Source organism: Bacteroides rodentium JCM 16496 (genome assembly GCF_000614125.1).
Classification (GTDB): domain Bacteria; phylum Bacteroidota; class Bacteroidia; order Bacteroidales; family Bacteroidaceae; genus Bacteroides; species Bacteroides rodentium.
Genome location: NZ_BAKJ01000076.1, coordinates 1 through 9454, shown reverse-complemented (window position 1 = coordinate 9454; position 9454 = coordinate 1). Strand labels below are relative to the sequence as shown.

Below are 9454 nucleotides of genomic sequence, written 5' to 3'. Positions count from 1 at the left end.
TACAACAAATATATGTCATTGATAATAAGTTGTTTATATCTATTATAGAACAGAACTTATTCTATTGTATATTATGTATACAGGTATATTGCAAAGGGGTGTAAGCATCTTGAAGTACCCATTTTACACCATTTTGGATGATTAGTGATTGATAATGAGCGAGTTATTGTAATGTTTCATACTACTTTTTTAATAGGTGATGTACTAATCAACCCAATAAGTGTTTTTTATTCAAGAATAACGATAGATTATATAGAGGAATTTATCTTGAACGATAGATTTTATCCATGAAAGTTCCAAGGTATTTTTTGTTGAGAAATATTTGGTTTACATATGTTATTTATAATCGATGAATATATATGCATACGGGAAAGTTCAATTATAATTGAAGGATTTTACAATCGTTCGTTAAGTTTTGAATTAACATAAAAAAATTAGGTCAAGGCTTTATGTGGATATTTTCAACTCTTTAAGGCAAATGGTTTTTCGCTATTCATTTCTATTTGATTGTAATATGTGGAATGTCAGCATGTGAAAACAGAAATTGGCAGACAATCTTTTTTGGAGAAGGATTATGATGTAGAGCATACATTATCTTTTGATGAAATCCTTTCTGATGTGTCACAAGTTTGCATGAATAGGGGAGGAATGATAAAATGAAATTATATCACGGATCCAATTTCGCTATTCCTGTAATAGACTTGACCTTATCAAAACCTGATAAGGATTTTGGAAGAAGATTTTATCCGTGCAATCTGTATCTATTCCAAATAGAGATGCCATGTGATTTATTTCTATTTGGAATAGAAATAAATTGCGGATTATTTCTATTCCAAATAGAGAATCCCTATATTTGCTGTGCAAAATACTAATAAGTCTATGAAACAACTTTTAAAAGACATCATAATCGATCAAAAGTCTTTCTTTTCAAGCAAGAAAAACATTATTCGTAGCTTTCCGGAAAAATACTTGGATAATGAGGAAGTTATTATCATTTCAGGAGTTCGTCGCTGCGGTAAGTCTGTATTGCTTCAACAAATACGCGACAGACTTCCCCAAAAAGATTATTTCTTTAATTTCGATGACGACCGTTTGGGGAATTTCACAGTAGAAAATTTCCAGCAATTATATGAAGTTTTTGTAGAGCTTTACGGAGAGCAGGATTATTTCTATTTTGACGAAATACAGAATATTACAGGATGGGAACATTTTGTGAAACGATTATATAATTCCGGGAAAAAAATCTTCATAACCGGGTCTAACGCCCGAATGTTGAGTAAAGAATTAGGAACCTACTTGACCGGATGCTATATTGCGATAGAACTCTATCCTTTTTCATTTCCTGAGTTTTTATGTTTCTACGAGAAACAACATCTGTTGGGAGAAGTTTCAGGTACAATAGCACGTGGAGAAGTGCAGTCGGCTTTTAATGATTATTTAAGGCAAGGTGGCTTCCCTCTTTACTTAAAGTCAGAAGATGGCATTGTTCTGAAAACATTGTATGACAATATTTTGTATAAGGATGTCATGGTTCGTAACCAGATTGTAAATGAGCGTGAAGTGAAAGAATTGGTTTATTATGCAGTCAGCAACATAGGGAAACCCCTTACTTACACTTCATTGGCTAAAGTGATAGGAGTTAAAAACCCCACAACTGTAAAGAACTATTTGGAATACATAGAAAATACTTATTTACTCTTTTCTCTATCAAAGCTTGATTATTCTGTCAAAGCCCAACTTCGTAACCCTAAAAAGGTTTATGCAATAGACAATGCTTTGGTATCTCGCTTGGGGTTTCATTTCTCAGGTGAAGAAGGGCGATTATTGGAGAATATGGTGTACATAGAATTACGCCGCCGGGGTGGGGAGATTTTTTATCACAATTCAGGGAGTGCAGAATGCGATTTTGTGGTTCGTGACGGTTTCCGTGTCACGCAAGCAATCCAAGTTTGCTATTTATTGGACAACCTTGATACACGTGAAAGGGAAATCCGTGGTATTCAAGATGCCATGGACACCTACCAACTATCAGAGGGAATAATAATCACAAACAGTCGTGAAGAAGAAATACAGTATGAAGATAAGTTAATACGCATCCTACCAGCATGGAAATGGTTGAATCTCAATAAAGATTAAGAGCCTGTTTAAAATTTCTTGTCGACCCGTTTGAGTAACAAACGGTATGCACAGTGGTATGAGAGGTCGGTAAATAGGGACATTCAGTAAATGTCTTTAAACAGTAAGATGGCATATGAAGATGACTTGCTAATATCATCTCATATGCCATTTTTATTATCTATTTTTTCTCTCTGACCTAGGGATATTCATTAAATCCTATAAAAGGAAGAGTTTTCAAAATATGATTGATTAAAGAACAAAAAGCCATTCATTTCACAATGAACGGCTTTCAAACACTTTATTTATAAAAACACTCTATTAAGAAATAGAATTTTTCTTGAGAATCTCCTCTTATAGTAAATATGCTCTATCCATAACGGTTAGCATTTAGACAACTATTATCTTAGTTCTCAAGCGGGAGTTGTATTTGTGCAGCAAATAATGTCATGCGGTTTGTAGGATTTCCTTCTTCGGTTAGCGTAATATAGCTTGGATTTTTTATATTGTCCGTAGTGAGTGTAAACAAGCGAGCACTGTTGTAGCCAAATGGTACCAAAGCATTAGACATACCTTCATTATGATACCACACTCCATTGCTTTCACCCGTCATGGCAAACTGCAACGCAATTTGGTTGTCGCCAATCAACTGGTAATTAAAATGCAATACACCACCATATCCACTACTGATAAAGTTAAAGCCAAATTTGCCTTCTTCGGAAAGCATAGTACCCATAAAAGCATATTGCAATACCTCGCCCAAGTTCTCTTCCATTGTTTTTACCTTGTCAAAATAGGGCTTGGCATATTCACCTAACTGGCTGTAGGCGATAAACCAATCACCTTCTACAAACAATTCATTTACCGTAGGTGGTATTTTAACCATAGTAACACCAGAGGTAGAAGAGGCGAAAGCATCAGTCGATTCGTCATAAATCAAATCAGCGAATTCAGTACCATTTACTGTTATGGGAGCATAGAATTTCATACCAATGGGCGTCACAATATAAGATACCCTTTGTGATACCGTTTCACCATCCATCTCATAGCTCAATGACAAAGTTCGTTGCGATTTGCGTACAAGTATTTCCTTGCCGCCTACCGTCATCGTAAACTTATTACTGAACATAGCAGTTTCCAGCGTTTGGATTTCTGAAATATAATCTTCCCAGTTACCACCAACCGGAGTCATCACAGCCACATTACCACTCTTCTTTCCTTTTAATACCACTTTTTCCTGAGTAGCCTCCAGTATCAAGAAGTCATAGTCACCTTCCATTCCATACCCGGGACCTCCTAATCCCGACGGATCGTCAGGGTCAGAATAAAAATGAAAAATTTCATTGTAAGTATCAAAAGAAAGCATTACACCTGCACTCTGCTTCACTGAATAGAGACTGGTAGCCACATCGGTTGCTGCATAAACATCACTCGATACACTAACCTTACCATTTTTCTCAAATTTCACCAATGTATTGTAACCGCCATATTTTTGTTGCATCTCAGGATAATACTCCATCAGCCATCCGTTTTCAGCTCCGGTCAATATATCCGTATAAACTTTGATTGTCGCATCGGCACGGTCGGCAGATGAAGAGTCAAACAAATCTTCCTCTTCGTGAGTACATGCAGACACCACCATGACCGCAACCAAACAAAATAGATAGTATATTTTCTTCATAATTGTATCCATTAATTAAGTGTTGATAAATCCATGTTCAAGACTTCTTGAGAGCGACGTTGTACTACAGTACGAAGCTCATCCAAGTCAATCTCCCATGTAGTCTTCATATAATCTTTCACAATAGCCAGCTTTTGGTCTATGATTCCACGTCCATAGTCGTTTGCCAAACTAACCAGTGCATCCCAATATTCAGCAGTATGGGTAACATAAATAGATATGAACTCTACAAAATCTTCTTGTGGTTCTGAACTACCATAAGAGGAAATGAATCCCATATTGAGTGCGGCAGGAGAAATCTTTCCTAACTGTGGGTGTACCACTTCTTCTACATTCACCCAGCTTCCGGCCTGATAGTTACTGGCAGATATAATACCGAAATCTGTAGAATATTCTTTAGTCTGATGCAGAATGTGTGCAAATTCATGGTGCATAGTCTTGAAGTACCAGTAGTTCAAGTCATCAATATTTATATTATCCAAATCAATGGCATTTACATTGTAAAGCGTAATTTTAAGACCACCTTCCGCTGTGCCCAATACTATTTCTCCTTTACTGTTATAAGCAGGTGAGCCTATCAATTGTATTATCTTAGGGCAATAAGTACGGATGAAATGCGGACCAGCTAGTTCCTCGTAAGCATCAAGCCACAAAAACTTCACCATCTTGGCCAGAGCCACCGACTTATTGTAATCGGCAGGGACAAGATTGTATCCCATATCCGTTTCTTTATCTTCCAGATGATACTTGAAATTGATATTGAAAGGTCCCGCATAGTTCGTGAGCAACCATGAATCAAACTCATTTTGAACTCCGGTATCTTCCGTATCGAAGATGCTGTTTGAATTCAGGTCATCTTCACTGCATGCTCCCAACACAAGAGCTGTGAGCATCATAAATATCCATTTTATTTTTTTCATATTCGTTTCGTTTATAAAAATCATTTATTACGTGGATTTGCTTTAAGCCCGGCACTGATCACATCGGCAGGAAGTTGGAAAGCACGACGTGGATCGTCAGCGGCTAGTACATCATTGGTCAGTCCTTCGCGGTTATGTGATATTTCGATGCGATAGCGCTTGATGTCCTGCCAACGCAACCCTTCATGTATGGTTTCAATGCGGCGCAAATGCAGGATACATTGTATTATTTCTTTTTGGTCACCCTCAGCTAATGTGAAACCGATAGGATTTATTTCCTTCTTGATGGTACGTTCGCTGTTGTCAAGTGGCATACATTTGATAGCTTTATAGAAATTCACTATTTCTTCCGTGGTTACTTGAAGAGGTACATCACCGGGAGTCGGCTTATTAGGATCGGCAAACATACGAGTATGTGTGGAAAGCCATGAATTGATGTCCACCGTAGCCTCATTAAGCATTCCTTTTAACGCATAAGCTTCGGCACGGCAAAGTAAGGTTTCATCTGCGCTGAATGTCAAAATTACATTCTTTCGATAGCCAATTCCATTCACTTTGTCAGTATAGAAGAAATAGCCTCCTATCTTGCCGACTGCAAATTTTTGATCCATACCCCATACGTTTTTGAAAGGCAGCAACTGTTGATGGTTTCCCCACATACCTATTGCACGCCCTGTTTCCACCATACACAAATCTTTAGAATGACCATATCGTGTTCCTATGTCATAAGGACCTCCCCAATATCCCCAGGAAGAACTCACTGGAAGAAGTAATAAATTGGCAGGGTCACTGGCATTGATATAAGCATCTACGCGATTGTTCCAGTTAGGCGTACCACTTTCTATCACAATGCTATACCAGTTTTTCAACATTTTTTGCGGAACTGCGCCCAATACTACATTGGCATATTTTATCACATTATCCAACTTCTTGTAGTACAGATTGAAACGTGCAGCAAATGCATAAGCCGCTTTTTTATTAAAATGATATTTGGGAACTTTATAAATTGCGTCGTTCACTAATGGAAGTGCTTCTTCTATATCTTCATTTATTTTAGCATAAAGGTCTTTCATATTACCTCGCTGATAGGAGGGAGCTACTTCTGTTTCCGGTTTATCAGAATAAGGTATTCCCAAATCATGTTCAGCCGTTTCAGGGTTATAGGGCAAGCAGAAGAAATTGGCCAACGCAAAATGCCCGTAAGCGCGACACATCAGAGCTTCACCGCGTTGTGCCTGCAAATTAGCCGGATTCCCCATTTCTTCGATTGCCTTCAAAGCTTGGTTGGCAGAGGCTATAGCGTTGTAACACGCATCCCAATAGCTCTTGGGAGAGTCATTTCCGGTACTCGTAATATCTTTCCATAAGTAAGCCTCTTCCTGTGCTTTGTCTTCTATTGAGTATCTGGAACCGTTATCCACTGCATTATCCGATGCCATTTCTGTCAACGCCACATCCGTCTTGCTTGGATAAGCAGATACCAGCAAATTGGTTATTTTACTTTCAGTGTTCACTTCAGCGCGATTGTCAGGCATTGTGTCCAGAAAATCGGCACACGAAGCCAATGTCACAATAGAGCCAGCCAATATATATAGTAAACTGTTCTTTTTCATATTCTTCATCTGTTATTATATTTTAAATACCTAATCTTACAGTAAGTGTAAATTGTCTGGGGACAGGAGCAGCCACACCACCGGTGTTATAAAATTCCGGATCCTGACCGTTTAACTTATCATCAGCATAAATCAGGAAAAGGTTGGTAGCCTGCAATTTCAAAGATAGATCGTTTATCTTCAGCGGTTTCAGCCAACTCTTCGGAAAATCGTATGATAATGAAATTTCCTTCATACGGATAAAATCCCCTTTCGCAACACGGGCCGTTGAATAATTGTAAGCATTGTAAGCATAACGCAGATAACTGTCATTGTTATTCATACGTTTATCGGCAATAACCGGAATATTCGTAGTATTCTCATCGCCGGCAACAGTCCAGCGATTTTTAAATTCCTTGGGCATTGCATCAAGATCGGAATAACGGTTGCTGAATACAGGATCCAGACGGATAACATTACCAAAGGAGTAAGTCATAAACACATTCAGTCTGAAATTCTTATAAGTAAACATGTTGCCGAAGCTACCGGTAATAGTCGGGTCTGTAGGCCCTTCATAAACCAGATGGTCTTTGTTGTCACGTTCCTGAAAATTAATATCGCTTACAGTCAGTTTTCCTGCTTCGTTAATGAAAGTAGGCAGACCTTCTTCATTCAATCCCTGAAAATCCATAGAGAAAAGCGAACGTACAGGATACCCCGCCATAGTGAAACCGGTACCGGTAATCATATCTATGACGCGCGCGGTAGATTCAAGATCGGTCACTTCATTCTTGGTCTTCGAAAAGATGAAATCTGTATTCCATTTAAAGTCTTTCGTCACAATATTGCGAGTAGAGAGAGTCAATTCCACACCATGTGATTTCATGCTTGCCACATTAGCATATTTCATAATCTGTCCTCCTACTCCCATGGTATTGATAACACCTATCAAATCGTAGTTATCACGTTTGTACCAATCGGCAGAGAGGTTTATGCGATTATTCAGAAACCCTATTTCAGCACCAATATTCAATTCATGTTTTTTCTCATAAGTAAGTTCACTGTTTTCAAGATCATATATCTCCAATCCCGACTCATTAACACTGGTGAATGGACGCCATGGATTATAGCTCTGAATCACAACTCTCGAATTAGTTACACTGGCAGGTCCACGGTCGGCTGTCAACGAATAAGACGCTTTCAAGGTGAAGTTTGACAATGTAGGGTTAAGATTTTCAAAGAATTTTTCTTCGTGCATGTTCCATGCCGCAGATACATTCCATGTAGGAAGCCAACGCGCAGAACGGCTTTTTCCTAACTTATTGCTACCCTCATATCTTACTGTTCCATTGATAGTATACTTACCTTGATAAGAATAAGTAGCAGTAGCAAAGAATGACGCAGAACGAGAACGGGTTTCATCTACTGTATAATATTGAGAATTTTCCTCATTGCCTTGTTTGAAGTACAGATAATCATAAGCAGGAAGCATCCCCATTTCATATTGCATACCTACACCATTGAACCAAGTCTTCTTACGATCTACCGCATTGATTTCCATACCCCCAAAAAAATTGAAAATATGGTCATTATTGAACACATCGTTGTAGCTGGCTGTAGCACGGAAGTCATAACTGTTCATGGCATATTTTGTTTCGCGGTAGAAACCACCCACTGGTAATACACTTACAGGCAAGGAATTCACGTTATCCGGATTTGTATAGAGCCACGGGTTGGCATCACGCATAGTCGCATCATCCATAGCACGGAATGCCCAGGCTTGGTTGGAGTAATCCTTGATTTCATGGCTCTGTGTAGTCGTTGAATATTTATAAGCACCTAATGCAGCAAGTTCCAACTTGCTGAAAGGTTTCCACTTCAATTCACCCTGAAATTTCAAGTCCACTACATCCAAACTCATATTATTGTTTTCCAATTCGTTCAAAATATTGAACGGGGCATAATTACGGACATAATATTCATTTGCATCCAACGCACGCGACGTGTTCAAAGCGTATGAATAAGGATTAATGTCAAAATCACGTCTCACTTCACCGGAAACCACATCCAAGCTTTGGCTTAAAGTTCCCGGAGCTTTCTGCTTACGATATGAACCGTTACCGATCAAATTCAATGACAGTTGCTTGGATATATTATACAAAGCATTGATATTCGCTGTATAGCGGCTCACTTTACTTTGCTTGTACCATCCCGGGTCGTTCATAACACTTAATGAAGTATAATAAGAGGCCTTGTCTGTACCGGATGACATACTTATAGCATGGTTTTGGGAAACGGAATTGTTAAACAGCACATCAAACCAGTCGGTGTTTCTGTATTCAGCAGCTTGCAGATAGGTGTTACGTGCGGAGATCGTGTTCGCTAATGCATATTTCCCTGTTGCAGGATCGTAGGTGTTGAGCAAATGGTACATTTTACCGTACACACCACTATCCGATGCACGATACGTTTCAGCCAAGTTCAAGTATCCACCTCTTTCCATTTCGCGATAAATGCTCATCTGTTCCTGAGAATTCATAATATTGTAATCGCGATAACTGGGTTTCACACGGAGAGAGAATTCCCCCGTATAACTAATCTTATTACTACCGGCTTTACCCTTTTTGGTAGTAACAACAATCACTCCCGCCATAGCACGTGCACCATAAATAGAAGTGGCAGAACCGTCTTTCAAAATTTGAAAGCTCTCGATGTCATCTGAATTCAATCCGGCTATGGCAGAAGAAATTAAAGTTTCAGCATCACCCGAAGAAAGAGCATCGGCATCCACTTCCGTAACATCTTCCATAATAACTCCATCCACAACCCACAACGGTTTGGAACTGCCATATATAGAAGTGGCACCACGTACACGAATCTTAGGCGCTGTACCGAAGGTACCTGACACATTCTGTACAGATACACCTGCTGCACGGCCTTCCAACGCACGACTAATTTCAGCTATGCCATCCAACTTCACGTTGTCGGCAGCTAATTTAGTCGCAGCTCCGGTAAATAATCTCTTGTCCATTTTCTGCATACCAGTGATGACCACCTCGTCAAGTATTTCACTATCAACTTTTAAAGTGACCTTAACCGCAGGTTTGATTGCCACTTCTTGCGTCTGCATACCGATATAGGAAATC

6 protein-coding genes are annotated in these 9454 nt (G+C 39.0%); 2 read left to right on the top strand and 4 right to left on the bottom strand.

Annotation, left to right across the window (positions count from 1 at the left end):
* The first annotated feature begins 516 nt into the window (after positions 1–516).
* Both JCM16496_RS25120 and JCM16496_RS19730 read left to right on the top strand, forming a co-directional pair.
* Complete coding sequence (locus JCM16496_RS25120) at positions 517–660, top strand: DUF3791 domain-containing protein (RefSeq protein WP_128809751.1); 144 nt, start codon at positions 517–519, stop codon at positions 658–660.
* 219 nt (positions 661–879) lie between these two features.
* Positions 880–2136 carry an ATP-binding protein gene (locus JCM16496_RS19730; RefSeq protein ID WP_025836277.1) on the top strand — a complete coding sequence of 419 codons (1257 nt, stop codon included), beginning with the start codon at positions 880–882 and terminating at the stop codon, positions 2134–2136.
* 385 nt (positions 2137–2521) lie between these two features.
* Here the strand turns inward: JCM16496_RS19730 and JCM16496_RS19725 are convergent, their stop codons facing one another.
* From JCM16496_RS19725 to JCM16496_RS19710, 4 genes are read right to left on the bottom strand one after another with little or no spacing between them, the layout of a single operon-like run.
* Positions 2522–3796: a DUF4302 domain-containing protein gene (locus tag JCM16496_RS19725; RefSeq protein WP_159102480.1), complete on the bottom strand. Its 1275-nt coding sequence runs from the start codon at positions 3794–3796 to the stop codon at positions 2522–2524.
* Between the two features lie 11 nt (positions 3797–3807).
* Complete coding sequence (locus JCM16496_RS19720; RefSeq protein ID WP_025836275.1) at positions 3808–4716, bottom strand: zinc-binding metallopeptidase; 909 nt, start codon at positions 4714–4716, stop codon at positions 3808–3810.
* 20 nt (positions 4717–4736) lie between these two features.
* The gene (locus JCM16496_RS19715; RefSeq protein ID WP_025836274.1) at positions 4737–6329 is read right to left on the bottom strand and encodes a RagB/SusD family nutrient uptake outer membrane protein; all 1593 of its coding nucleotides are present in this window, start codon (positions 6327–6329) and stop codon (positions 4737–4739) included.
* 22 nt (positions 6330–6351) lie between these two features.
* Positions 6352–9453, bottom strand: a complete 3102-nt coding sequence (locus JCM16496_RS19710) for a SusC/RagA family TonB-linked outer membrane protein (RefSeq protein ID WP_244440508.1) — start codon at positions 9451–9453, stop codon at positions 6352–6354.
* Position 9454 lies beyond the last annotated feature (1 nt).

What these genes read in the sequence shown, in the direction of transcription:
- JCM16496_RS19730 (WP_025836277.1), top strand. Translation starts at nt 880, where the DNA reads ATGAAACAACTTTTAAAAGACATCATAATCGATCAAAAGTCTTTCTTT.
- JCM16496_RS19725 (WP_159102480.1), bottom strand. Translation starts at nt 3,796, where the DNA reads ATGAAGAAAATATACTATCTATTTTGTTTGGTTGCGGTCATGGTGGTG.
- JCM16496_RS19720 (WP_025836275.1), bottom strand. Translation starts at nt 4,716, where the DNA reads ATGAAAAAAATAAAATGGATATTTATGATGCTCACAGCTCTTGTGTTG.
- JCM16496_RS19715 (WP_025836274.1), bottom strand. Translation starts at nt 6,329, where the DNA reads ATGAAAAAGAACAGTTTACTATATATATTGGCTGGCTCTATTGTGACA.